Here is a 22,387-nt window from a genome sequence, read left to right as displayed (position 1 = left end):
CGGCGGCCACGGGCGGGCGCGCTCGGCGCGCTCCGGTCTCACGCGCTGTCGGCGGCGCGCCGGATCGCGTCGAGCGCGCGCGTCACGTCGTCGTCGGTCGTGGACCAGTTGCTGACCGAGATGCGCATGACCCGCCGGCCGTGCCAGGTGGAGCCGCTGATCCACGTCGTGCCGTCGTCGAGGAGCCGAGTGAGGACCCGTTCCGTACGGGCGTCGTCGCCGAAGTCGGCGCAGACCTGGGTGAAGACCACGTCGTTGAGGACGGTGGCGCCGTCGATCGCGGCGATGCCGGTGGCGAACGCGGAGGCGTGCCGGCACAGCCGCTCGACGAGGTCGGCCACTCCTGAGCGGCCGAGGGACCTGAGGGCCGCCCAGACGGGGAAGGCCCTGCCGCGCCGGGAGAGCTCGGGGACCTTGTCGATGGGGTCGCCGAGTTCGTGCTGGATGAGGTAGTCGCCCCGCAGGCCCATGGCGGCCCGGAGCGCGGGAGGATCGCGCACGATCGCGAGCCCGCAGTCGTACGGGACGTTCAGGGTCTTGTGGGCGTCGGTCGCCCAGGAGTCGGCCTGGGCACAGCCCTCTGCCAGGTGTGCGTGGCGCGGGGAGGCGGCGGCCCAGAGTCCGAAGGCGCCGTCGACGTGTACCCAGGCGTCCGCCTCGCGCGCGGCCCGGATCGTCTCGGCGAAGGGGTCGAAGGCGCCGGAGTGGATGTCTCCGGCCTGCAGGACCACCACGGTGGGGCTCCGCCCGCCGGCCGCCAGGGTGTCCCGGAGGGCGTCGGGCCGGATGCGTCCCTGGTCGTCCGCCGGCACCAGTTCCGGCCTCCCCAGGCCCAGGTAGCGCAGCGCCAGGTCGATGGCCATGTGCCGGTGCTCGCCGGCGACGACGCGCACGGCCGGGCCGCCCGCGAGTCCCTCACGGGCGACGTCCCCGCCGACGCGCCGGACCACCTCGTCGCGCGCGGCGGCGAGGCAGGTGAAGTTCGCCATCGTGGCGCCCGTGGTGAAGCCGACGGCGCTGCCGTCCGGCAGCCCGAGCAGATCGAGCAGCCAGGCACCGGCGATCTCCTCCACCGCGGCGTACGCCGGGGTGACGGTGCGCATCACACAGTTCTGGTCCCAGGCGCTGACCAGCCAGTCCGCGGCCAGCGCGGCGGGTTCGCCGCCGCCGACCACGAAGCCGTAGAAGCGACCGCTGGGGAAGGCGGTGAGCCCCGGTTCACAGGCCGTGGCCAGCAGGTCGACGACGTCGGAGGGCGGGCTGGGGCCTTCGGGCAGTGCGGTGCCGAGCGCGCGCACGATCTCGTCGACCGAGGCGCGGGCGGGGACCGGGCGGTCGGACAGGCTGGCCAGCCAGCGGACGGCATGGTCGTACGCCTGGCGGAGCGCCGCCTCGCGCGCGTCCATACCTCGGACTATGGGACAGTCACCGCCTCCCCGCAAGCCGCGGCCGACCCGTCGCGGCGGGCGAGGTCACGGCAGCTCGCGCGGAGGCTCCCCGAAGAGTTCGACGGCCTGGCGGACGCCGGCCAGTCCGTTCGACAGGGCGCTGACCGAGCCGATCGAGCCGGCGATCAGGAGCAGCGAGCGGCGCAGCCGACGGACCTCGGGGACTCCGCTGACGGCCATCGCGTCCAGTGCGGCAAGCTCGTCCTCGGCGATGCCCCGGTCGGTGAACTCGACTGGATGGCCCGCCAGTTCGCGCCGGAGCCGGGCGACGGCGGCACGCAGCTCCACCACCCTCGGGTCCACGCCGCTGCCGGTTGTCACACGCCTCTGCCCAACGCTACGCAACAAGTTTCTCCCCCTCGCACGACACTGTGCGCCCGACTCCACCGTCCCCCCTCGTGCCCTGGAGGACCACCGACCCGACCCGTGGAACGGTGGTCGGGTTGCCCGGAGTCGCGAGCAAGTTAACGCCATCGCGCGCCCGGCGCGCCACTGTGCGGACACAATTCAGGCGTCCGTGTCATGCGGTATGCAGTGAGCATGACGAACACACGGCAATCCACCCCTCTCGTGGCCGGTCTGCTCCTCGCGGCGGGCGGCGGCCGGCGTCTGGGCGGCCGCCCCAAGGCGCTCCTGCCCCACCGCGGCCGGCCGCTGGTCGAGCACGCGGTGCGCGTGCTGCGCGAGGGGGGCTGCGAGGTGATCCATGTCGTCCTCGGCGCCTCGGCCGATGCCGTACGGGAGCGGGCCCAGCTGCCGGGCTGCGTCCTGGTCGACAACCCGGAGTGGGCCGAGGGCATGGGGTCGTCGCTGCGGGCCGGTCTCGCCTCGCTGGCCGCCGAGGCGCTGCCGGTGGACGCGGCGCTCGTGTCGCTGGTCGACCAGCCGGGGATCGGCGCGGAGGCGGTGGCGCGGGTCCTGTCGGCGTACCGCTCGCGCGATTCCCTGGCGGCGGCTTCGTACGACGGGAAGCGCGGCCATCCGGTGCTGTTCGGCGCGGACCGCTGGGCGGGGATCGCGGCGGGGGCGCTGGGCGACCAGGGGGCGCGGGACTACCTCAAGGAGCATCGGGATGCGATCACGCTCGTGGACTGTTCCGATGTGGCCGAGCCCTACGACATCGACACGGAGGCTGATCTGGCGCACCTTGAGTAAAGGGTGTGGCACTGAGCGCCATGTTCTGTCGATCCGGAGAATCTCGACATCAACAAACCATTGAACTTCCACCATGAGGAAACTAGTATCCACTGTTCAGAAGCGCCTGATCCCCTGACGGCGCTCCGCGGCCGTATCTCGGCGCCTGCGGCACTCCGTGCCGACCCGTGACGCCCGGCGGCCGCAAGGCACCGCCCGTGAAGCCCGCTGAAGGAAGTGACAGTTCATGTCCGCACCAGCGCCGTCCCCCCTGGCCGTCGTCGAAGCCGAGCCCCTGCCGAGGCAGGAGGAGGTGCTGACCGACGCGGCCCTCGCCTTCGTGGCGGAGCTGCACCGGCGGTTCACCCCGCGCCGGGACGAGCTCCTCGCCCGCCGGGCGGAGCGCCGCGCCGAGATCGCCCGCACCTCGACCCTCGACTTCCTGCCGGAGACCGCCGCGATCCGCGCGGACGACTCCTGGCGCGTCGCGCCGGCCCCGGCGGCCCTGAACGACCGCCGTGTCGAGATCACCGGCCCGACCGACCGCAAGATGACGATCAACGCGCTGAACTCGGGCGCCAAGGTCTGGCTCGCGGACTTCGAGGACGCCTCGGCTCCGACCTGGGAGAACGTGATCCTCGGTCAGGTCAACCTGATCGACGCGTACACCCGGAAGATCGACTTCACGGACCCGCGCTCGGGCAAGTCGTACGCGCTCAAGGCTGCCGACGAGCTGGCCACGGTCGTGATGCGGCCGCGCGGCTGGCACCTGGAGGAGCGCCACCTCACCTTCGAGGGCCGCCCGGTCCCCGGCGCGCTGGTCGACTTCGGCCTGTACTTCTTCCACAACGCCAAGCGCCTCATCGAGCTCGGCAAGGGCCCGTACTTCTACCTCCCGAAGACGGAGTCGCACCTGGAGGCGCGCCTCTGGAACGACATCTTCGTCTACGCGCAGGAGTACGTCGGCATCCCGCAGGGCACCGTCCGCGCCACCGTCCTGATCGAGACGATCACGGCCGCGTACGAGATGGAGGAGATCCTCTACGAGCTCCGCGACCACGCCGCGGGTCTCAACGCGGGCCGCTGGGACTACCTCTTCTCCATCGTCAAGAACTTCCGTGACGGCGGCGCCAAGTTCGTCCTCCCGGACCGCAACGCGGTCACGATGACGGCCCCGTTCATGCGGGCGTACACCGAACTCCTCGTCCGCACCTGCCACAAGCGCGGCGCGCACGCCATCGGCGGCATGGCGGCCTTCATCCCGTCCCGCAAGGACGCCGAGGTCAACAAGGTCGCCTTCGAGAAGGTCAAGGCCGACAAGGACCGCGAGGCGGGCGACGGCTTCGACGGCTCCTGGGTCGCCCACCCGGACCTGGTCCCGATCGCCATGGCCTCCTTCGACGCGGTCCTCGGCGACAAGCCGAACCAGAAGGACCGGCTGCGCGAGGACGTCTCGGTGGCTCCCGGCGACCTGATCGCGATCGACTCGCTCGACGCGAAGCCGACGTACGAGGGTCTGCGCAACGCCGTCCAGGTCGGCACCCGCTACATCGAGGCCTGGCTCCGCGGCCTCGGCGCGGTCGCCATCTTCAACCTCATGGAGGACGCGGCCACGGCCGAGATCTCGCGCTCGCAGATCTGGCAGTGGATCAACGCGGGCGTCGAGTTCGAGCACGACGGCAAGACCGTGAAGGCCACCCCGGAGCTGGCCCGCCGGGTCGCCGCGGAGGAGCTCGCCGCGATCCGCGAGGAGATCGGCGAGGAGGCCTTCGCGGCCGGCAAGTGGCAGCAGGCGCACGACCTCCTGCTCCACGTCTCCCTCGACGCCGACTACGCGGACTTCCTGACGCTTCCGGCGTACGACCAGCTGATCGGCTGAGTTCCCCCGTCTTCGGCCGACCCGCACAGCGGCCGGACACCCCGCGGTGACTCCGCGAAAACGGCTCCGCCCCCGGTGAACGCACAGCACCGGGGGCGGAGCCGTTCTTGCGCTCAGGAGACTCTCCCTCGGGAGGCTTTCCCGCCGACGAGTTCCGCTCCGCAGAGTTTCGCTCCGGTGTGTTCCACAGGGCACGTGACGCAACCGAAACCGACCCCTACCTAGCGGTAACAAGCCATGGCATGTCAGATTCCGCATGCCACCGGCCGGCGGCTGTCCCCACTCCTCTGCACCGACGCAGGAGAACACCGCCATGCCCAGAACCCCCCACCACACGGTCCGAAGATCTCTCGCCGCCGCCGTTTCGCTGATCGGCCTGCTGGCCGCCGGAGTGAGCCCCGCCGGCGCCGCCCAGGGGGCGGGGCCGACCGCCGTAGTGTCGATGGGCGACAGCTACATCTCCGGCGAGGCCGGACGCTGGCAGGGCAACAGCCTGACCACCACCGGCAGCCGGAACGGTACGGACCGGGCGTGGACGGGGAGCGCGTACGACCCCTCCCGGGTGTACGGAGCGACGGCGGCCAACGGCTGCCACCGCTCCGACTCGGCCGAGGTGAGGAGCGCGGGCGCGATCGCCTCGGCCATGATCAACCTGGCCTGTTCGGGGGCCACGACCCGGAACGTCTTCCGCGCCTCGAACGGTGGCGTGGCGTACAAGGGCGAGGCCCCGCAGGCCGACCAGCTGGCGGCCGTCGCCGCCTCCCACGACGTGGAGACGATCGTGCTGTCGATCGGCGGCAACGACCTGGGCTTCGCCGACATCATCCGGAGCTGCGCGACCGACTACATCGTCTGGTACTCGTACTGCCACGACGACCAGCAGGCCGAGGTCGACGCGAAGATCGACACCGTGATGGCGGACGTCGGCAAGTCCGTGGACGAGATCCGCGCGGTGATGTCGGGCGCCGGATACGCTCCTTCCGACTACCGGATCGTGCTCCAGTCGTACCCCTCGCCCATCCCGCGCGCCTCGGAGAACCGGTACGGCGAGAGCGGCTGGAGCCGTACCAACACGGGCGGCTGCCCCTTCTGGAACCTGGACTCCGACTGGGCGCGGGACACACTGGTCCCCCAGGTCTCCCAGCGGCTCAAGGGGGTCGCGGCGAGCAAGGGGGCGCAGTTCATGGATCTGCGCGACATGCTCCAGGGGCGTGAGGTGTGTGCGAAGACCAGCAAGCTGGTCAGCGCGACCGTGCCGGCTTCGGCCGCGACCAGCGAGTGGGCGCGGTGGATCGACCCGAACGAGACCCAGGGGCCGATCCAGGAGAACGTCCACCCCAACCACTACGGCCAGTTGGCGCTCGGCCGCTGTCTCGCGCTGATCCACGCGCGGCCGAGCGGAAACTTCTCCTGCCGCAACACGGCGGGGGCCGGCGCCTCCGGCATGTATCTGACGGCCGTCTCCTGACGGTCGCGCAAGACCCCCCACGGGGATCAGCGGGCGCGGCGTCCACGCCGACCACGACGCCGCGCCCGCTCGCGCGTCCTCCTGGTGCCCATGCCGAGGCTGCTACGGGTACGGGGCAGCGCGACGCCGAGATCGCCGAGGGTCCGCTCAGCACGGTACGGGTCCGCGGCGGCCATCTCCTCGACCAGGGCGTCGACACCGCCCGGCCAGCCCTCGGCGGCGGAGTCGAGGATCGCACGCCCGGCGGCCGGACGGCGGTAGATCCGGTCCAGGATCAGCACGGCGCGGGCGGACAGCGGCACGCGGGCCTCGTCCGCCGGCTCGCCCCGGGCGCGCAGCACCCCGCAGGCGTACGCGCCCATCACCGGGTCGTCCAGGGCCTCGCGCAGCGCCTCGACGGGGGCGGCGGCGGGGTCGAGGAAGCCGAAGAGAGCGCGGGTGTAGGCGGCCTCGAAGGTGCCGGCGTTGACGGTGCCGAGGGCGTCGATCAGCGCGGACCAGGCCTCGTCGGTGTCGCCGTGCGCGTGCAGCCACTCGGCGAGGACGCGGGTGGCGGCGGAGGCGGACCAGCCCTCGGCGGCGGCGATCACGGTGGGCGCGTCCCAGGCCGCGGCCTCCTTGGCATCGGGCGCCGCGACCCAGCGCTCCCGCAGCAGGTAGTGGAGGACCTCGACGCCCCAGGGGGTGAGGCCGAAGGCGTCACCGGTCCGGAAGACCATGCCGGTGCGGGCCAGCCGGTCGACGGTGTCGGCCATGGCCCGCGCGGCGGGTTCGAGGCGGGTCCGGTCCTCGTCCGTGACGGGTGATCCGACGAGCCGGGCCAGCTCGTCGGCGGGCGGGACCCGGTACTCCTCGGGTGCCGTCGCCGGTACGAGGACGGGCGCGTCCTCGAGCCGGGGATCGACCGGCCAGTCCTCGAACTCGGCGGCGCGGCGGGCGACCGACTCGGCGCAGGAGCCCCGCTGGTAGAGCGCGTACAGCAGATGCGCGGCCTCGCCGTCGAACAGACCGCCCTCCTCGCCCTTCATCGCCTCGACGGCCGCGGCGAGCTGGTCCGCGCCGGCCTCGACGGACCGCTGGGGCTCGTGGGCCTCCATGGGCGGGGGCGGCAGCGGGATGGTGGAGTCGCCGTAGTAGTTCAGGTGCTCGTCGAGGAGGGTGTCGGCGAGGACGAGGTGCGGGAACGCGTCCGGGCCGGGGGCGAGATGGGCGTACGGCCCCGCGAGCGCGCCGGAGAGCCCTTCGGCGGTCCACCGGTCGACCAACCGGCCGCCGAGCTCGGCCACGCCGTGCGCGACGTCCGCTTCGGTCAGCAGCGGTCCCGCGGGCGAGGGCCTCTCCGCCTCCCGTACGTACGCCCCGGTGAGCGCGTCCGCGAGGAGCATGTCCGCGAAGTCGCTCCGGTTCATCAGGTCCGCCCGGTTGAGCCCGTCGGGCGGCCGTACGCCGTCGTGTCCGGCGAGCCAGGCCCGTACGGCGGCGGGGTCGCCGGGGTCGGCCCCGTCGGCCCGCAGCAGCGAGGCGTACCAGCGCTGCCAGGTGTAGTTGGCGGGGTCGGTCATCGCCCGTTCGAAGTCGGGCACGATGTCCTCGATCGCGGCCACGATGCGCGCCTGCCGCTTCCCGTTCAGCCGCCCGGCCTCCCGCACGCGCTCGGTGAGCGCGACGAGCACGGCGGGGTAGGCCGCCAGCTCCTCGGGCGTCGCGAACACGAACGCCGGCGCGTCCTCGACGAGCAGCCGCCGCACCAGCTCCACGCTCGGCTCGGGCAGCCCGCTCCGCCGGTCGGCCCCGCGCAGGGCCAAGAGCGCGAGCACGGCGTCGGCGGCGCGTACGGACGAAGGGTCACGGAGCTCCGGTGTTCCGTCGAGGAACGCGTCGAGCCCGGTGTTGGTGAGCACGGTCCCTGCCACCTTTCCCAGGGTAGTTCCGGCACGGGCCGGACGACGAGGCCTGGGGCGGCGCCGTCATGGGACGACAACGGTGCGCTGGGCCGAGAAGTCACCCCAGGTGCCGTCGGGGAGGCGGGCGCGGAGTTTGACGCTGTAGCGGGTGCCCTTGGTGGTGGGGACCGTGAAGGTGTAGGTGGCTTCGGCGGGCGGGGGGTCGGTGCCCCAGATGATCGTGGTGGCGAAGGCTTCGTTCAGGAAGAGCTGGTGCTCCGTGACCGGGGCGCCGGTGCGGGGTGGGGTCCAGGTCAGGGTGACCTCGCCCTTCGCGGCCTTCGCCGTGAGGTCGGTGGGGGCCGTGTTGGGGGCGGCGCCGGGGGCCGGGGCGGTGGTGAGGTCGGCGGGGGCGCTGTCCGGCGAGGAGTTCTCCGCGGCGTCGCGGGCGCGGACGGTGAAGGAGTAGACCGTTCCGGGGCGCAGGCCGGTGAGGCGGGCGGTGGTGGCCGTGCCGGGGACGGTGTGGATCCGGGCGTCGGCCTGGTAGATGTCGTACGCGGTGACCTTGGTGTCGTCGCGGGCCGGGGTCCAGGTCAGGGTGGCCGCGCGGCTGCCGTCGGGGGTGGCGCGCAGGGCCTGGGGGGTCGAGGGCGCGGCGCGGTCCTGGGCGGTGGCGGCGAGGGTGGTGGCGGGGACCGTCGCGCTGTGCGGGGAGCGGTTTCCGGCGGCGTCGCGGGCGCGGACGGTGAAGGCGTAGGGGGTCGCGGGCGTGAGGCTCACGATGTCGGTCATGAGGGTCGTCGCGGGAAGGTCCTTGACCTTGCGGCCCTGCTGGTAGACCTCGTAGCCGGTGACGGCCCGGTCGTCGGTGGCCGCGCTCCACATGACGTGGACGGTGCTCGCGCTGCCGGCGGACGCGGTGACTCCGGTGGGGGCGGTGGGGCCGCGGGTGTCCTTCTCGGGGCCGCCGGAACAGGCGGTGAGAGCGAGGGCGGCGACGGTCAACACGCTGGCGGCGAGCGAGCGTTGCACAGGAATGCCTCCGTCCGTCGGAATGGTCCAGACCTGTATCCCACGGCATGGAGGCGCCCGGCAAGGGGTCGTTGTCAGTGGGGTGCGCTTCACTGGATTCGTCACTCTCCGTGACCGAACGAGGGGGGAAACATGACGGACCGTACGACCTATGTGACGCTGACCGGGCTGCGCCGGCGGGGCTGGACCGACCCGATGGTGCGCGACCTGCTGGGCGCGCCCGACGTACAGGGACGGGATCCGCGGCGGTGGTCCCTCGCGCCCGTGCGGCTGTACCTGCTGGCGCGCGTCGAGGCGGTGGAGCGGACGCCGGAGTTCACCCGGTGCGCGGCCGCCTCGGGCAGCCGCTCCTCCGCGGCGGAGGCGGGCGCCGAGGCCCGGCGACGGGCGGTGCTCGCCGCGATCCGGGCGGAGCCGATCGAGGTGCCGCGCCTCCCCGCCGCCGAGCTGGAGCGGCGGGCGGTGCGCCACCGCCACCTGCTCGGGGCCCGCAGCCCCGGCGGGGTCGCCGCCGGGGCGCTGGTGCGGTGGCAGGTGAGCTATCTGCGGCACGCGCTGTCGCGGTACGAGTACCTGCTCGACGGGCTGTACGGGTCGACAGGCCGGGCCGAGGCCGAACGGCTGCTGCGCCGAAGGGTCTACGAGGCGATCGCGGCGGCCTATCCCGTGCTGGCGAAGGAGTGCGGACGTCGTATCGGCACGGACCGATGAGTTCCGACGTCCTCGACGGTCTCAGTTTGCATGGAGAAGACGGAGCACATCGATCTGGGAACGGCCGCGGAGCGGGTGGCGCGCCTCGCCGAGGGCATCGGCGACGAGCGGCTGGGGGACCCGACGCCCTGTCCGGAGTACGCGGTACGGGAGGTGCTCGCGCATGTCGCGAGCCTGAGCGTGGCCTTCCGCGACGCCGCCCGCAAGGACTTCGGGGCGACGACCGGCACACCGCCCGGCTCGGTCCGGCCGGTCCTGGAGGACGACTGGCGTGCGGCCTTGCCCAAGGCCCTGAACGAACTGGCGGCTGCCTGGCGCGAGCCGGGCGCCTGGGAGGGGGACACACAGGCGGGTGGCGTCGAGATGCCGGCGGCGGTGATGGGCATGGTCGCGCTCGACGAGCTGCTGATCCACGGCTGGGACCTGGCGCGCGCGACGGGCCAGCCGTACGAGGTGACCGAGGAGGAACTGGCCGTGTCGGAGGCCCTGCTGACCCCGGAGGAGGACGCTCCCGCCGAGGACGGCTTCTTCGGCCCCGTCGTCCCGGTCCCGGACGACGCGCCCCTGCTGGACCGGGTGGTGGGCCTGAGCGGGCGGCGTCCGGACTGGCGTCCGCCGACGTCCTGACCGGCCAAGAGGCGGGCTTCGGCTGTCCGTTCGCTCGTGCGGTCCGTTCGCTCGTGCGGTCCGGCCGATCGCGCGGTCCGGTCGATCGCGAGGTCCGGTCGATCGTGCGGGAGGGAGTGAGGAGGACGGTCAGTGCGGGGTGCCGGGGGCGGCCGTCAGAAGACGCGCGAGGCTGCGGCAGGCCGCCGGGATGGGGGCGATCACCGGAGTCTCGAACTGGGCGCGCAGGGAGTCGGCCGCCTCCCCCAGGGGGCCGCCGCCGATGACGACGGCCCGGGCTCCGTCCCGTACGACGCACTCCTGGACCGCTCGCGCCAGGCTCTCGCGGAGCGCCTCCGGATCGGCGGACAGTGCCTGGGGGTCTCCCCCGGTCAGGCGGAGTCCGGTGAAGCGGTCGGCGAGGCCGAGGGCGGCGACCCGCTCGACGATGGACTCCGCCAGCAGTGGCGTGGTCGTCGCGATGCCGAAGCGTCGCCCGGACGCGGCGGCCTCCAGCAAGGCGGCCTCCCCGATACCGACGACCGGCACCGGCACCGCTGCCTGCCCTCGCGCCGAGGCCAGGGAGAGCGCCCGCAGTTCCGCCAGTCCCGGGTCGCCGAACGCGCCCACCAGCAGCCCCCGACAGGTACCGGAGGCCAGGACCAGGCGGCCGGCCTCGGCCACCTCGGGGGCGGCGGCGCGCAGGGCGGCCGGGTCCGTGAGCATCCGCGGGCCACGCGCCACGGTCACCCCTCGGACGCTCGGTCCCAGTGTCCGCCGGGCGATAGCGGTCATCATCGCGGTCGTGGCCGTCGAGGTGTTGGGGTTGATCAGGACGACCGCCGGCGCCGCGCCGCGGCGGGCGGAAGCCGCGAACTCCCTGGACACGGTCACGTCCCCGCGTGCACCGGGCTCCGGCGGCACATGCACGACACCGGCCCCCGCGTCACACGCGGGGACCGGCTCGTCGGACGGAGAGGGCGCGCTCAGTGGACGTGCGCCGCCTTGGCGTCCCGGGTCTCGGAGATCTCCTCGCCCGGTTCCATGGGCGCGGTGACCGTGTCCTCGTCGCCGCGCCTGCCCAGGTGGTTGAAGACCAGGTTCAGCAGGACCGCCGCGACACAGCCGGTCGAGATGCCCGAGTCCAGGATGATCTTCGCGGTCTCCGGGAAGGCGTGGTAGAACTCCGGCACCGTGATCGGGATGATGCCGACGGCCAGCGAGACCGCCACGATCAGGACGTTGTTGTCCTTCTCCAGACCGGCCTTGACCAGCGTCTGGATACCGCTCGCCGCGACCGACCCGAAGAGGACCACGCCCGCGCCGCCGAGCACCGGCCGCGGGACGACGGAGATCAGCGAGGCGGCGACGGGCGAGAGGCCCATCAGGACCAGGAAACCGCCGCCGCAGGCGACCACGAACCGGCTCCGGATCTTCGTCATCGCCACGAGCCCGATGTTCTGGGCGAAGGCGCTGCACATGAAGCCGTTGAAGAGCGGGCTGATGGCCGAGCCGAGCGTGTCGGCGCGCAGTCCGGCCGCGATGGTCTTCTCGTCGGCCGGCCGCTCGACGATCTCACCGAGCGCCAGCATGTCGGCGGTCGACTCGGTCATGGAGACCAGCATGACCACACACATGGAGATGATCGCGGCGAGCGCGAACTGCGGGGCGCCGAAGTGGAACGGCGACGGGAAGCCGATGACGGATGCCTCCGTCACCGGGCTGAAGTCCGTGACCCCGAACGGGATCGCGATGAGCGTGCCGATGACCAGGCCGACCAGGACCGCGACCTGCTTCAGGAAGCCGCGGGTGAAGCGGCGCAGGACGAGGACGACCACGAGCGTGATCGCGGCGAGTGTGAGATAGGTCGTCGAACCGTAGTCCTTCGCCGCCGGGTTGGGCCCTTGGGCCCAGCCGAAGGCGACCGGCAGGAGCGAGACACCGATGAGGGTGATCACGGTGCCGGTGACGACCGGCGGGAAGAAGCGGACGAGCTTGGAGAAGTACGGGGCGGCTATGAAGCCGAGCACACCGGCGACGATGATCGCGCCGAAGATGATCGGGAGCGCGTCGGCCTTGTCGTCCGTGGTGTCGACGATCGCCAGCATGGGCGCGACACCGGCGAAGGTGACGCCGTTGACGAAGGGCAGCCGGGCGCCGATCTTCCAGATGCCGAGCGTCTGGAGGAAGGTGGCGAGCCCCGCGGTGAAGAGGCTGGCCCCGGTGAGGAAGGTCAGTTCGGTGCCGGAGAGTCCGACGGCCGCACCGACGATCAGGGGCGGGGCGACGACCCCCGCGTACATGGCGGCCACGTGCTGCAGACCGCTGGTGAACATTCTCAGGGGCGGCAGAGTCTCGTCGACCGGATGCTTCTGGTCTTCGGTGTCGGCGCTTGCGTCTTGCGCATCATTGCGAAACCTGGGCTTGGTGGCCACGGAGGTTCCTCCGGTCGGGTAACACGTCGGCGGGGACGTGGGTGTCATGGAGGTGGTGCAAAGCGGTGCAGGTCGTGCGCCTCACGGGTGCGGCTCATGAGGAAGTGGGGGGTACTTCTTCGTCCTTGAAAAATGCGTCGTGTGCCCGGGGAGGCCTGGGAGGCTGACACACGTCGACCGTCCGGGGGGTGCCGTACCTCTTTTCGTACGGACACCCCCCGTCCAGCCGGCCACGGACCCCGCTCGGGTCCGCGGCGACCGACCGAGGGCCGTCCCCCTCGGTCGGACTCCTTGGGGAGGTCAGCCCTGGGCCGTGATCCGGGCCAGGCGCTGCGCCTCCGCGCGCGCGTCGCGGGCGATCGCCTCTTCGTCCGCGAACAGCAGGCGGTTGTTCTCGACGATCTGCTTGCCGTTGACGAACGAGGCCGTCACCGGGGCGGCGGCACCGAACACGATCGCGGTGACCGGGTCGGCGATCGAGGAGTGGCCGAGGCCGTCGATCTTCCACAGCACGAAGTCGGCGAGCTTGCCGGCTTCGAGCGAGCCGATCGAGTCGGCGCGGCCGAGGACCTGGGCGCCGCCGAACGTACCGAGGCGCAGGGCCTGGCGGGCGTTGAGCGCGGACTCGCGGTGGGCGCCGAGGCGGTTGATGAGGAGCGCGTTGCGCAGCTCGGTGTGCAGTTCGCCCGACTCGTTGGAGGCGGTGCCGTCGACGCCGAGGCCGACCGGGACGCCGGCGCGCAGCATGTCAGGGACCCGGGCGATGCCGGCGGCCAGACGCGCGTTGGACGACGGGCAGTGGGCGACACCGGTCTTCGTACGGGCGAAGGCCTCGATGTCGGAGTCGTTCATGTGGACGCAGTGCGCCATCCACACGTCCTCGCCGAGGAAGCCGGTGGACTCGAAGTAGTCCGTCGGGCCCATGCCGAAGAGCTCGTGGCAGAACTTCTCCTCCTCCACGGTCTCCGAGCCGTGGGTGTGCATGCGTACACCGAGGCGGCGGCCGAGCGCGGCGCCCTCCCGCAGCAGTTCGGTGGAGATGGAGAAGGGGGAGCAGGGGGCGACGGCGACCTGGGTCATCGCGTCGAACGAGGCGTCGTGGTACTTCTTCACCGTCTCCTCGGTCGCCGCGAGGGCGCCCTCGGTGGTCTCGACGGCGAAGTCCGGCGGCAGGCCGCCGTCCTTCTCGCTGCGGTCCATCGAACCGCGGGCGAGGGTGAAGCGGACGCCCATGTCCTGGGCGGCACCGATGATGGCGCCGGACAGGTCGCCGGAGCCCTTCGGGTAGACGTAGTGGTGGTCCATGGCGGTGGTGACACCGCCGCGGGCCATCATGGCCAGCGAACCCTGGGCGGCGACGCGGACCATGGCCTCGTCGATGCGGGCCCAGGTCGGGTAGAGCGCGACCAGCCAGTTGAAGAGGTTGTGGTCGGTGGCCAGGCCCCTGGTGATCCACTGGTAGAAGTGGTGGTGCGTGTTGATCAGGCCGGGCGTCACCAGATGACCGGTGGCGTCGATCCTGCGGACCACGTTCTCCAGGCCCTCGGGCGCCTTGCCGGCGCCGATGGACTCGATCTTGTTGCCGGCGACGACGAGGTACCCGGAGGCGTACTCGGTGTCGTCGGCGTCCACGGTCGCGATCGCACAGTTCTCGATGACGATCCGCTCGACTGCTGCCGAAGGTGCTGCCATGGCGGTGCTTCCTTCATTCCTCGGGAGTGGTGTGGGCACGGCAGGACCCTAGGAGGATTTGAGTGCCGGGGCCGGGTGACGGCTCCGGGTGCCGAGATGGTGGAAGAACAGATTGAGCGTGACCGCGACGACCGCTCCGGCGCTGATGCCGGAGCCGAGCACGGTCTGCGCCCAGGCCGGGAAGTCGGCGTAGAAGGTGGGCGCGGCGAGCGGGATGATGCCTGCTCCGAGCGCGACGGCCACCAGGATGATGTTGGAGCTGTCGTCGAGTCCGGCTTCCGACAGGGTACGGATTCCGGAGACGGCGATCGAGCCGAAGAGGACGATACCGGCACCCCCGAGGACCGGCATCGGGACCATCGACACGACCGCTCCGAGGACCGGGAAGGCGCCGAGGACGAGCAGGGCGCCACCGGCGACGGCGACGACGTAGCGGGAGCGGACGCGGGTCAGCGAGACCACTCCGACGTTCTGGGCGAAGGCCGAGGTGGGGAATCCGCCGAAGACGGGGCCGAGGAGCGTGGCGATGCCGTCGGTCCGCAGGCCTCGCGTGATGGTTTTTCCGTCGCTCCTGCGCTCGCAGATCTCGCCGAGGGCGAGCATTCCGGCGCTGGACTCGGTCATCAGGACCAGCATCACGATGCACAGGGAGAGGATCGCGGCGGGCTGGAACTCCGGTGCGCCGAAGGCGAAGGGGGCGGGCAGGGCGGCGACGGGCGCCTCGCGCAGTGCGGTGAAGTCGGCCATTCCGAACGGGATCGCGGCGAGCGTTCCGATGAACAGGCCGAGCAGCAGGGCGATCTGCTTGACGAACCCCTTGCCGAAGCGCTGGAAGAGCAGGATCACGACGAGCGTGAAGCCGGCGAGCGCGAGGTACTTCATGGCGCCGAAGTCGGCGGCTTCCTTGTTCCCTCCCTGCGCCCAGCTCACGGGCACGGGCATCAGGGTGACGCCGATCAGGGTGATCACGACGCCGGTGACGAGCGGCGGGAAGAAGCGGAGCAGCCGGCCGAAGAAGGGCCCGACGGCGAGGCAGAAGACACCGGCGACCATCACCGCGCCGTAGATGGCCGGGAGTTGGTGGCCGGGGGCGCTGGTCTCGGCGATCGCGAGCATCGGGGCGATGCCGGCCGACGAGGCGGCGTTGACGAACGGGAGCCGGTTTCCGGCGAAGCGGCCGGCCCCGAGGGTCTGGAGGATGGTGGCGCAGCCGGCGATGAGGAGGCTCGCGGCGATGAGCCGGGTCATCCCGGCGGCGTCCAGGCCGACCGCCTGGCCGATGATCAGCGGAGGGGTGACCACGCCCGCGTACATCGCGGCGATGTGCTGGAGCGCGGCGGGAACGAGCCGCGAGGCGGGGAGCTTCTCGTCCACCGGGTGGACCTCGGTCGAGGCGACCGCCGAGATGACCGGCGTAGTGGCCGACGTGGTGACCGGCGTAGTGGCCGACGAGGTGTCCGATGGGGTGGAACAAGGGCCTTCGGCAGGTGCCGGCCCCGTTGCGGGCTGTGCCATGGGTACGTCCCTCCGGTGGTGGCGGCCCCCGCCCGACTGCGGGCGGGGGCGGCCACGCGGTGCCGCCTAGAGGTTGGTCATGTCGACCGGGATCTGCGCCGTGGCTCCGTCACGCAGCACCGTGGCCTCGATGAGGCCGTAGGGGCGGTCGGCGGCGTAGTAGACCTCGTTGTCGTTCTTGAGCCCGAAGGGCTCCAGGTCCACCAGGAAGTGGTGCTTGTTCGGGAGCGAGAAGCGGACCTCGTCGATCTCCGAACGGTGGCTGATGATCCGGGTGGCCATCTGGTACAGCGTCTGCTGGAGCGAGTACGAGTACGTCTCCGCGAAGGCCTGGAGCATGTGCTTCCGGGTCTGCTCGTAGGACTTCTCCCAGTTGGGCATCCGCTGCTCGTCGTCGGTCCAGTTGAACCGCCAGCGACCGGACACCTGCGTGGCCAGGATGCGGTCGTACGCCTCCTGGAGCGTCGTGTACTTGTCCTTGATGTAGCCCCAGAACTCCGAGTTGGTGGAGTTCATGACGATGAGGTCCTTGAGGCCGGAGATGACCTCCCACTTCTCACCGTCGTAGGTGATCTGGGTGACGCGGGTCTCCTGGCCCTTGCGGGCGAAGGAGTGGTTGACCTCGTCGGCGCCGATGAACTTGGAGTTGGCGTCCGAGGTCGCGATGCGCTCCCAGGAGTACTCCTCGATCCGGATCCGGGCCCGGTGGATGGGCTCCTGGCTCGTCACGAAGTGGCGCGCCAGGTGGATGCCGAACTGCTCGGCCGACTCGATCCCGTACTCCTTGGCGAAGGCGTACACGGTGTTCTTGGTCGTGTCGGTGGGCAGGCAGTGGGCGTTGGAGCCGGTGAGGTGGACGTCGTCGAGGTCGCCGGAGAGGGCGACGGAGACGTTCAGGTCCTTGATGTGGTGGGTCTCGCCGTCCCGCGTGATCTTGACGACGCGGTTCTCTGCTTTGCCGTACTGGTTCTGGCCGAGAATCGTGGGCATGTCTGCTAGCTCCCTCGGTAAACGGAGTAGCCGAACGGGTTGAGCAGCAGCGGTACGTGGTAGTGCTCGCCCGGAGTCACCGCGAAGGTGATGGTCACTTCCGGGAAGAACGCGCCGCTGTCCCTTACGCGGGGGGCGTCCTGCTGCGCCTCGGCTTGCTTCTTGTTGAAGAAGTACGTCTCGGTCTCGAAGTCGAGACGTACGTGGGTGGTGCCCTCCGGCAGGGCCGGCAGGTCCTTGCAGCGCCCGTCCGCGTCGGTGGCGGAGCCACCGAGCGCGACCCACTGCGCGTCGGAGCCGCTGCGGGCCGCGAGCGTGATGGCGACGCCCTCGGCGGGGCGGCCGATGCTGGTGTCCAGGATGTGGGTGGACACCGAAGCGGTGGTGTCGGTGCTCATGCGTTCTCTTCCTCGTTCTCTGCGCGCTCTGCGAGACGGGACAGCCTGATGCGGTTGATCTTGCCCAGTTCGGTGCGGACGATCTCCCGCTCCTGCTCGGGCGAGTTCTCGATCCGCTCACGGACCGCGTCGCGCATCTGCTCACCGGTCCTGCCGGTCGCGCAGATCAGAAAGACATGACCGAACCTGTCCTGGTACGCCAGGTTGAGTTCGAGCATCTCGGCCTTGAGCTCCTCGGAGGCACCGGCCATCCCGCTCTGCTCGCGGGAGGAGGTCGGGTCCCCTGCCTTCGGACGACCGATCGGCGGGTGGCCCGCCATCGCCTCGGCCAGATCCTCCGCGGTCAGTTCGGCCATGGCGGCGTCGCTGGCGAGGAAGAGGGCTTCGACAGTGGCGTACGGGCGCTGGGCGAGGATCTTGCTCCCCCACGCCGAGCTGGAGCACACCTCGTGGAGCGCGGCGACAGCGTCGCTGTCCGCCGAGGTGTTGAACCGGGTCAGACCCGGTGTCGTACCTGAAGTCACGGGAAGCCTCCGTGGCTGTTTTTCGCTGTGCGTCGGACGGGCTGCGGATAGCTAACGCCCTCCCGCAACACCACGTCAACACTTTGTTGAAAACTCGGTGACACAAAAGCCGTCGTCCCGACATCTGGACGACGGCCTGTGGCAACACATGATCAACTAGCCGTTCTCGGCAGCCTTTTCCCTGTTCAGGGCGGTCTCCCGGTTCAGGTAGTTGTACACGGTGAAGCGGCTGACACCCAGTGCCCCGGCCACCGTCTCCACTCCATGACGTACGGAGAAGGCGCCACGCGCCTCCAGCATCCGGACCGCTTCCTGCTTGGCCTTGCGGTCGAGTGCGGCGAGCGGCATCCCGTGCCGGCGCTCCATGGCGGCGAGGATGTGGTCCAGCGAGTCCGAGAGCTGCGGAAGCCGTACGGCGATCACGTCCTCACCCTCCCAGGCGAGCACCACGTCGTCGGGTTCGGCCTGCTCGGGGCCGAGTATCTCGGCACCCATCGCGTCGACCAGCGGCTTGACCGCCGCCACCAGGGGGTGCTCGCTCACGACTCCTCCCCGATCACGTTGACCTGGAGGGAGACGCGGGTCGCGCCGGCCGCCAGGGACTTGCGCAGCAGCGCGTCGACGGCGGTCAGCACCTCGTCGGTACCGCCCTCCGCCGTGTTGCCGAACGGACCGACGTCCACCGCGTCCAGTTCCGCCGCCTGGATGACCTCACGAGCCACGACCGCGTGCTCCGGCGCCTCGTCCAGGTCGAAGGGCTCGGTCGTGAACTCCACTCTCAAACGCACCATGGCCCCACGCTACTGGCCGGAACAGCACCGACGGCAGCCCTGAGCTGCCGGACCCTCTTGACAAGTGCGCGGCTCCCCTTGCAACATTCCGTCAGACAGAAAGTTACTTCCGCAATACGGAAGGAGCGCCGCCCCTCATGGGATACACGGACCAGCGCTTCGATGTGAACCTGTCGATCCTCTTCACGGAACTCCCGCTTCTGGAGCGTCCCGCGGCCGCCGCCGCGGCGGGCTTCACCGCGGTCGAGCTGTGGTGGCCCTGGATCGACACCGCCACCCCCGCCCAGAGTGAGCTCGACGCTCTCAAGCAGGCTCTGGACGACGCCGGCACCCAGCTGGTGGGCCTCAACTTCTACGCCGGGCAGCTGCCGGGTCCCGACCGCGGCGCGCTCTCCGTGCCCGGTGAGGAGTCGGACCGCTTCCGCGCCAACATCGAGGTGGCGGCCGACTTCGCCGCCTCGGTCGGCTGCAAGGCGCTCAACGCGCTCTACGGCAACCGCGTCGAGGGCGTCGACCCGCAGGTCCAGGACACCCTCGCCCTGGAGAACCTGGTCCTGGCGGCCCGCGCGGCCGACCGGATCGGCGCGATCCTGCTGATCGAGACCCTGAACAAGCCGGAGTCGCCGCTCTACCCGCTGGTGAGCGCCCCCTCCGCGATCGAGGTCGTCGACAAGGTCAACGCGGCCACCGGGCTCGGCAACGCCAAGTTCCTGCTCGACATCTACCACCTGTCGATGAACGGCGAGAACGTCAGCCAGGTCATCGCGGAGTACGCCGACAAGACCGGCCACGTCCAGATCGCCGACAACCCGGGCCGTGGCGCGCCGGGCACCGGCGAGCTCCCCCTGGAGCAGCTGCTCGACGAACTCAAGAAGGCCGGTTACGACGGCTGGGTCGGCCTGGAGTACAAGGCCGCCGACGCCGCCGCGTCCTTCGCCTGGCTCCCCGCCGAGGCCCGCGCGGCCCGCTGACTCCGGACGGGGGCCGACACCCCCGTCCGCCCGAGCCGGGCGTCAGCCCCCTGACATCGCACAACCCCGAGAGGTACCCCCAATGAGCAACCTCGCTGATTCCTCCCAGCCCACCCGCCCGACGATTGCGTGGATCGGTCTCGGCATCATGGGCTCGCCCATGTCCGAGAACCTGATCAAGGCCGGCTACTCCGTCACCGGCTTCACCCTGGAGCAGGACAAGCTGGACCGCCTCACCGCGGCCGGCGGCACCGCCGCCGCGTCGATCGCCGAGGCCGTCAAGGACGCCGACGTGGTCATCACGATGGTGCCCGCCTCCCCGCAGGTCGAGGCCATCTCCTACGGCCCCGAGGGCATCCTGGAGAACGCCAGGCAGGGCGCGCTGGTCATCGACATGTCGTCGATCACCCCGCAGACCTCCGTGGACCTCGCCAAGAACGCCGCCGAGAAGGGCATCCGCGTCATCGACGCCCCGGTGTCCGGTGGCGAGGCCGGCGCCATCGAGGCCGTGCTGTCGATCATGGTCGGTGGCGAGCAGGCCGACTTCGACGAGGCCCTGCCGATCCTCGAGGCCCTCGGCAAGGTCATCGTGCTGTGCGGTCCGCACGGCTCCGGCCAGACCGTGAAGGCGGCCAACCAGCTCATCGTCGCCGTCAACATCCAGGCGTGCGCCGAGGCCGTGGTCTTCCTGGAGAAGTCCGGCGTTGACCTCCAGGCCGCCCTGGACGTCCTCAACGGCGGTCTGGCCGGCTCCACGGTGCTGACCCGCAAGAAGGACAACTTCCTGAACCGGGACTTCAAGCCCGGCTTCCGGATCGACCTGCACCACAAGGACATGGGCATCGTCACCGACGCCGCCCGCAACGTCGGCGCGGCCCTCCCGGTCGGTGCGGTCGTCGCCCAGCTGGTCGCCTCCCTGCGCGCGCAGGGCGACGGCGGCCTGGACCACTCCGCTCTGCTGCGCGCCGTCGAGCGCCTCTCCGGCCAGCAGGTCTGACGCAGGTCCCTCTCATGACTTCCGGTCGGCGGCGGCGCTGACAACCTGTCCTGTCGCGCCCAGGCGCCGCCGCCGCCCGGAACACCCTCCTTCGTTTTCAACAAACTGTTGACGTTCGCTTCAGCGGCTCCTTACGCTCCTGACACCGTCACCAGTGCAGCTCCCGTACGGAAGGTCACGATGTCGAAGCGCGTGCTTACGACCGAGTCCGGCGCCCCCGTCGCCGACAACCAGAACTCCGCCACCGCCGGCGTCGGTGGCCCCATCCTCCTCCAGGACCAGCACCTCCTGGAGAAGCTCGCGCGCTTCAACCGTGAGCGGATCCCGGAGCGCGTGGTCCACGCCCGCGGCTCCGGCGCGTACGGATACTTCGAGGTCACCGACGACGTCACCGGCTTCACCAAGGCCGCCTTCCTCTCCGAGGTCGGCAAGCGGACCGAGACGTTCATCCGCTTCTCCACCGTGGCCGACTCGCTCGGCGGCGCGGACGCCGTCCGTGACCCGCGCGGCTTCGCGCTGAAGTTCTACACCGAAGAGGGCAACTACGACCTCGTCGGCAACAACACCCCGGTGTTCTTCATCAAGGACCCGATCAAGTTCCCCGACTTCATCCACTCCCAGAAGCGCGACCCCTTCACGGGCAAGCAGGAGCCGGACAACGTCTGGGACTTCTGGGCGCACGCCCCCGAGGCGACGCACCAGATCACCTGGCTCATGGGCGACCGAGGCATCCCGGCCTCCTACCGTCACATGAACGGCTACGGCTCGCACACGTACCAGTGGACCAACGAGAAGGGTGAGGCCTTCTTCGTCAAGTACCACTTCAAGACGAACCAGGGCATCCGCTCCCTCTCCGCCGACCAGGCCGCCGAGCTCGTCGGCAAGGACGCGAACTCGCACCAGACCGACCTGCTGCAGGCCATCGAGCGCGGCGTGAGCCCCTCCTGGACCCTGTACGTCCAGGTCATGCCGGCCGCCGAGGCCGCGGACTACCGCTTCAACCCGTTCGACCTCACCAAGGTGTGGCCGCACAGCGACTACCCGCTTCAGCGCGTGGGCCGTCTGGTCCTCGACCGCAACCCGGACAACGTCTTCGCCGAGGTCGAGCAGGCCGCGTTCTCGCCGAACAACTTCGTCCCGGGCATCGGTCCCTCGCCGGACAAGATGCTCCAGGGCCGCCTCTTCGCCTACGCGGATGCCCACCGCTACCGCCTCGGTGTCAACCACACCCAGCTGCCGGTGAACGCCCCGAAGGCGACCGAGGCCGACAACTACGGCCGCGACGGCTTCATGGCCACCCGCAACGGCCGCCGCACGGACAAGAACTACGAGCCCAACTCGTACTCCGGTCCCTCGCAGACCGACGAGGCGCTCTCCGCCCCGCTGGCGATCCACGGCTGGACCGGCACCCACGCGGCGCCCGAGCACGCCAAGGACGACCACTTCTTCCAGGCCGGCGAGCTCTACCGCCTGATGTCCGAGGCCGAGAAGGGCCGTCTGGTCGCCAACATCGCCGGTGGCCTGTCCCAGGTGTCCCGCGAGGACGTCATCGAGAAGAACATCGCGCACTTCGCCGCCGCCGACGCGGACTACGGCAAGCGCGTGGCCGAGGCGGTCCGCGCCCTGCGCGAGGACTGATCCACGGCGGTATCCAGACCGCGTACGGCATATGACGGGAGGTCAGATGCCGTACGCCGTCCGGACCGACGGCCCGGATGAGGGGTGGCCGGCGGTACGGACAGCGTGAGGACCGCGGCGGCGACGAGCCAGTGCGGTGGTAAGGGCGGACCAGGCCCCTTCTTGACCTGAAGGAAGGGAACCCGGTCCATCCGTCGCCGTCGCCGCGGTCCCAACGCCCCACCTCCCCCCAAGACTCCGCCCGGCGGCGCGAACGTCCTGTCGCGCCAGCC

The 22,387-nt window shown here is 71.0% G+C and carries 21 protein-coding genes; 8 read left to right on the top strand and 13 right to left on the bottom strand.

What is annotated here, in order from left to right:
- Nucleotides 1-38 precede the first annotated feature (38 nt).
- Both ACZ3OF_RS00415 and ACZ3OF_RS00410 read right to left on the bottom strand, forming a co-directional pair.
- Nucleotides 39-1,406 (bottom strand): pyridoxal phosphate-dependent decarboxylase family protein, encoded by a 1,368-nt coding sequence (locus ACZ3OF_RS00415; RefSeq protein ID WP_361667177.1) that lies wholly within the window; start codon nt 1,404-1,406, stop codon nt 39-41.
- Nucleotides 1,407-1,472: 66 nt separating this feature from the next.
- Nucleotides 1,473-1,796: a DUF5955 family protein gene (locus ACZ3OF_RS00410; protein WP_361667178.1), complete on the bottom strand. Its 324-nt coding sequence runs from the start codon at nt 1,794-1,796 to the stop codon at nt 1,473-1,475.
- A gap of 192 nt (nt 1,797-1,988) precedes the next feature.
- Here ACZ3OF_RS00410 and ACZ3OF_RS00405 point away from each other — a divergent pair, with 192 nt between their 5' ends.
- The 3 genes from ACZ3OF_RS00405 to ACZ3OF_RS00395 all read left to right on the top strand — a co-directional run bounded on the left by ACZ3OF_RS00405 (nt 1,989) and on the right by ACZ3OF_RS00395 (nt 5,929).
- Complete coding sequence (locus tag ACZ3OF_RS00405) at nt 1,989-2,603, top strand: nucleotidyltransferase family protein (protein WP_467301820.1); 615 nt, start codon at nt 1,989-1,991, stop codon at nt 2,601-2,603.
- A gap of 226 nt (nt 2,604-2,829) precedes the next feature.
- Entirely contained in the window at nt 2,830-4,461 is a 1,632-nt protein-coding gene (gene aceB / locus ACZ3OF_RS00400; RefSeq protein ID WP_361667182.1) for a malate synthase A, read from the top strand.
- A gap of 313 nt (nt 4,462-4,774) precedes the next feature.
- Nucleotides 4,775-5,929, top strand: a complete 1,155-nt coding sequence (locus ACZ3OF_RS00395; RefSeq protein ID WP_467301817.1) for a GDSL-type esterase/lipase family protein — start codon at nt 4,775-4,777, stop codon at nt 5,927-5,929.
- Between the two features lie 26 nt (nt 5,930-5,955).
- On the opposite strand, the gene ACZ3OF_RS00390 is transcribed toward ACZ3OF_RS00395, so the two are convergent.
- Nucleotides 5,956-7,842, bottom strand: a complete 1,887-nt coding sequence (locus tag ACZ3OF_RS00390) for a hypothetical protein (protein ID WP_467301816.1) — start codon at nt 7,840-7,842, stop codon at nt 5,956-5,958.
- Between the two features lie 54 nt (nt 7,843-7,896).
- A complete protein-coding gene (locus ACZ3OF_RS00385) occupies nt 7,897-8,847 on the bottom strand; it encodes a fibronectin type III domain-containing protein (RefSeq protein ID WP_467301814.1) in 951 nt (316 codons plus the stop codon).
- A 132-nt stretch (nt 8,848-8,979) separates the two neighbouring features.
- On the opposite strand from ACZ3OF_RS00385, the gene ACZ3OF_RS00380 reads away from it, so the two are divergent.
- Together ACZ3OF_RS00380 and ACZ3OF_RS00375 are read left to right on the top strand one after the other, a co-directional pair.
- Complete coding sequence (locus ACZ3OF_RS00380; RefSeq protein ID WP_361667189.1) at nt 8,980-9,558, top strand: hypothetical protein; 579 nt, start codon at nt 8,980-8,982, stop codon at nt 9,556-9,558.
- Between the two features lie 30 nt (nt 9,559-9,588).
- On the top strand, nt 9,589-10,185 hold the full coding sequence (locus ACZ3OF_RS00375; RefSeq protein ID WP_361667190.1) for a TIGR03086 family metal-binding protein: 597 nt from the start codon (nt 9,589-9,591) through the stop codon (nt 10,183-10,185).
- A gap of 129 nt (nt 10,186-10,314) precedes the next feature.
- Here the strand turns inward: ACZ3OF_RS00375 and ACZ3OF_RS00370 are convergent, their stop codons facing one another.
- The 9 genes from ACZ3OF_RS00370 to ACZ3OF_RS00330 form a co-directional block, all read right to left on the bottom strand.
- Entirely contained in the window at nt 10,315-11,052 is a 738-nt protein-coding gene (locus ACZ3OF_RS00370; RefSeq protein WP_361667192.1) for an aspartate/glutamate racemase family protein, read from the bottom strand.
- Between the two features lie 98 nt (nt 11,053-11,150).
- The gene (locus ACZ3OF_RS00365; protein ID WP_467301810.1) at nt 11,151-12,599 is read right to left on the bottom strand and encodes a nucleobase:cation symporter-2 family protein; all 1,449 of its coding nucleotides are present in this window, start codon (nt 12,597-12,599) and stop codon (nt 11,151-11,153) included.
- A 300-nt stretch (nt 12,600-12,899) separates the two neighbouring features.
- Nucleotides 12,900-14,291 (bottom strand): 8-oxoguanine deaminase, encoded by a 1,392-nt coding sequence (locus ACZ3OF_RS00360; RefSeq protein WP_361667196.1) that lies wholly within the window; start codon nt 14,289-14,291, stop codon nt 12,900-12,902.
- 48 nt (nt 14,292-14,339) lie between these two features.
- The gene (locus ACZ3OF_RS00355) at nt 14,340-15,806 is read right to left on the bottom strand and encodes a nucleobase:cation symporter-2 family protein (protein ID WP_467301807.1); all 1,467 of its coding nucleotides are present in this window, start codon (nt 15,804-15,806) and stop codon (nt 14,340-14,342) included.
- Between the two features lie 66 nt (nt 15,807-15,872).
- Nucleotides 15,873-16,796 (bottom strand): factor-independent urate hydroxylase, encoded by a 924-nt coding sequence (pucL, locus tag ACZ3OF_RS00350; protein ID WP_361443395.1) that lies wholly within the window; start codon nt 16,794-16,796, stop codon nt 15,873-15,875.
- A 5-nt stretch (nt 16,797-16,801) separates the two neighbouring features.
- On the bottom strand, nt 16,802-17,194 hold the full coding sequence (uraH, locus tag ACZ3OF_RS00345; protein WP_361667199.1) for a hydroxyisourate hydrolase: 393 nt from the start codon (nt 17,192-17,194) through the stop codon (nt 16,802-16,804).
- Nucleotides 17,191-17,718, bottom strand: a complete 528-nt coding sequence (gene uraD / locus ACZ3OF_RS00340; protein WP_361667201.1) for a 2-oxo-4-hydroxy-4-carboxy-5-ureidoimidazoline decarboxylase — start codon at nt 17,716-17,718, stop codon at nt 17,191-17,193. Before uraD ends, uraH begins: the two co-directional genes overlap by 4 nt.
- 156 nt (nt 17,719-17,874) lie before the next feature.
- Nucleotides 17,875-18,213 (bottom strand): helix-turn-helix domain-containing protein, encoded by a 339-nt coding sequence (locus ACZ3OF_RS00335; protein ID WP_467302790.1) that lies wholly within the window; start codon nt 18,211-18,213, stop codon nt 17,875-17,877.
- Between the two features lie 44 nt (nt 18,214-18,257).
- The gene (locus tag ACZ3OF_RS00330) at nt 18,258-18,506 is read right to left on the bottom strand and encodes a YkoF family thiamine-binding protein (RefSeq protein WP_361667355.1); all 249 of its coding nucleotides are present in this window, start codon (nt 18,504-18,506) and stop codon (nt 18,258-18,260) included.
- A gap of 140 nt (nt 18,507-18,646) precedes the next feature.
- Here ACZ3OF_RS00330 and ACZ3OF_RS00325 point away from each other — a divergent pair, with 140 nt between their 5' ends.
- From ACZ3OF_RS00325 to ACZ3OF_RS00315, 3 genes are all read left to right on the top strand, one after another.
- Complete coding sequence (locus ACZ3OF_RS00325) at nt 18,647-19,480, top strand: TIM barrel protein (RefSeq protein WP_467301803.1); 834 nt, start codon at nt 18,647-18,649, stop codon at nt 19,478-19,480.
- 82 nt (nt 19,481-19,562) lie between these two features.
- Nucleotides 19,563-20,477, top strand: a complete 915-nt coding sequence (locus tag ACZ3OF_RS00320) for a 2-hydroxy-3-oxopropionate reductase (protein ID WP_361667204.1) — start codon at nt 19,563-19,565, stop codon at nt 20,475-20,477.
- Between the two features lie 180 nt (nt 20,478-20,657).
- Complete coding sequence (locus tag ACZ3OF_RS00315; RefSeq protein ID WP_361667206.1) at nt 20,658-22,115, top strand: catalase; 1,458 nt, start codon at nt 20,658-20,660, stop codon at nt 22,113-22,115.
- Nucleotides 22,116-22,387: the final 272 nt, after the last annotated feature.

The organism is Streptomyces sp. NPDC022552 (assembly GCF_055561875.1).
Note: the sequence above shows the minus strand (reverse complement) of the source record. Positions and strands in the feature narration are given on the sequence as shown.

Bases quoted from the DNA above. Each gene is read 5' to 3' on its own strand.
- aceB (WP_361667182.1), top strand. From the start codon at position 2,830: ATGTCCGCACCAGCGCCGTCCCCCCTGGCCGTCGTCGAAGCCGAGCCC.
- ACZ3OF_RS00375 (WP_361667190.1), top strand. From the start codon at position 9,589: ATGGAGAAGACGGAGCACATCGATCTGGGAACGGCCGCGGAGCGGGTG.
- ACZ3OF_RS00335 (WP_467302790.1), bottom strand. From the start codon at position 18,213: ATGGGTGCCGAGATACTCGGCCCCGAGCAGGCCGAACCCGACGACGTG.
- ACZ3OF_RS00380 (WP_361667189.1), top strand. From the start codon at position 8,980: ATGACGGACCGTACGACCTATGTGACGCTGACCGGGCTGCGCCGGCGG.
- ACZ3OF_RS00320 (WP_361667204.1), top strand. From the start codon at position 19,563: ATGAGCAACCTCGCTGATTCCTCCCAGCCCACCCGCCCGACGATTGCG.
- ACZ3OF_RS00355 (WP_467301807.1), bottom strand. From the start codon at position 15,806: ATGGCACAGCCCGCAACGGGGCCGGCACCTGCCGAAGGCCCTTGTTCC.
- ACZ3OF_RS00395 (WP_467301817.1), top strand. From the start codon at position 4,775: ATGCCCAGAACCCCCCACCACACGGTCCGAAGATCTCTCGCCGCCGCC.
- pucL (WP_361443395.1), bottom strand. From the start codon at position 16,796: ATGCCCACGATTCTCGGCCAGAACCAGTACGGCAAAGCAGAGAACCGC.
- ACZ3OF_RS00360 (WP_361667196.1), bottom strand. From the start codon at position 14,291: ATGGCAGCACCTTCGGCAGCAGTCGAGCGGATCGTCATCGAGAACTGT.
- ACZ3OF_RS00315 (WP_361667206.1), top strand. From the start codon at position 20,658: ATGTCGAAGCGCGTGCTTACGACCGAGTCCGGCGCCCCCGTCGCCGAC.
- ACZ3OF_RS00405 (WP_467301820.1), top strand. From the start codon at position 1,989: ATGACGAACACACGGCAATCCACCCCTCTCGTGGCCGGTCTGCTCCTC.
- uraH (WP_361667199.1), bottom strand. From the start codon at position 17,194: ATGAGCACCGACACCACCGCTTCGGTGTCCACCCACATCCTGGACACC.
- ACZ3OF_RS00325 (WP_467301803.1), top strand. From the start codon at position 18,647: ATGGGATACACGGACCAGCGCTTCGATGTGAACCTGTCGATCCTCTTC.
- ACZ3OF_RS00415 (WP_361667177.1), bottom strand. From the start codon at position 1,406: ATGGACGCGCGCGAGGCGGCGCTCCGCCAGGCGTACGACCATGCCGTC.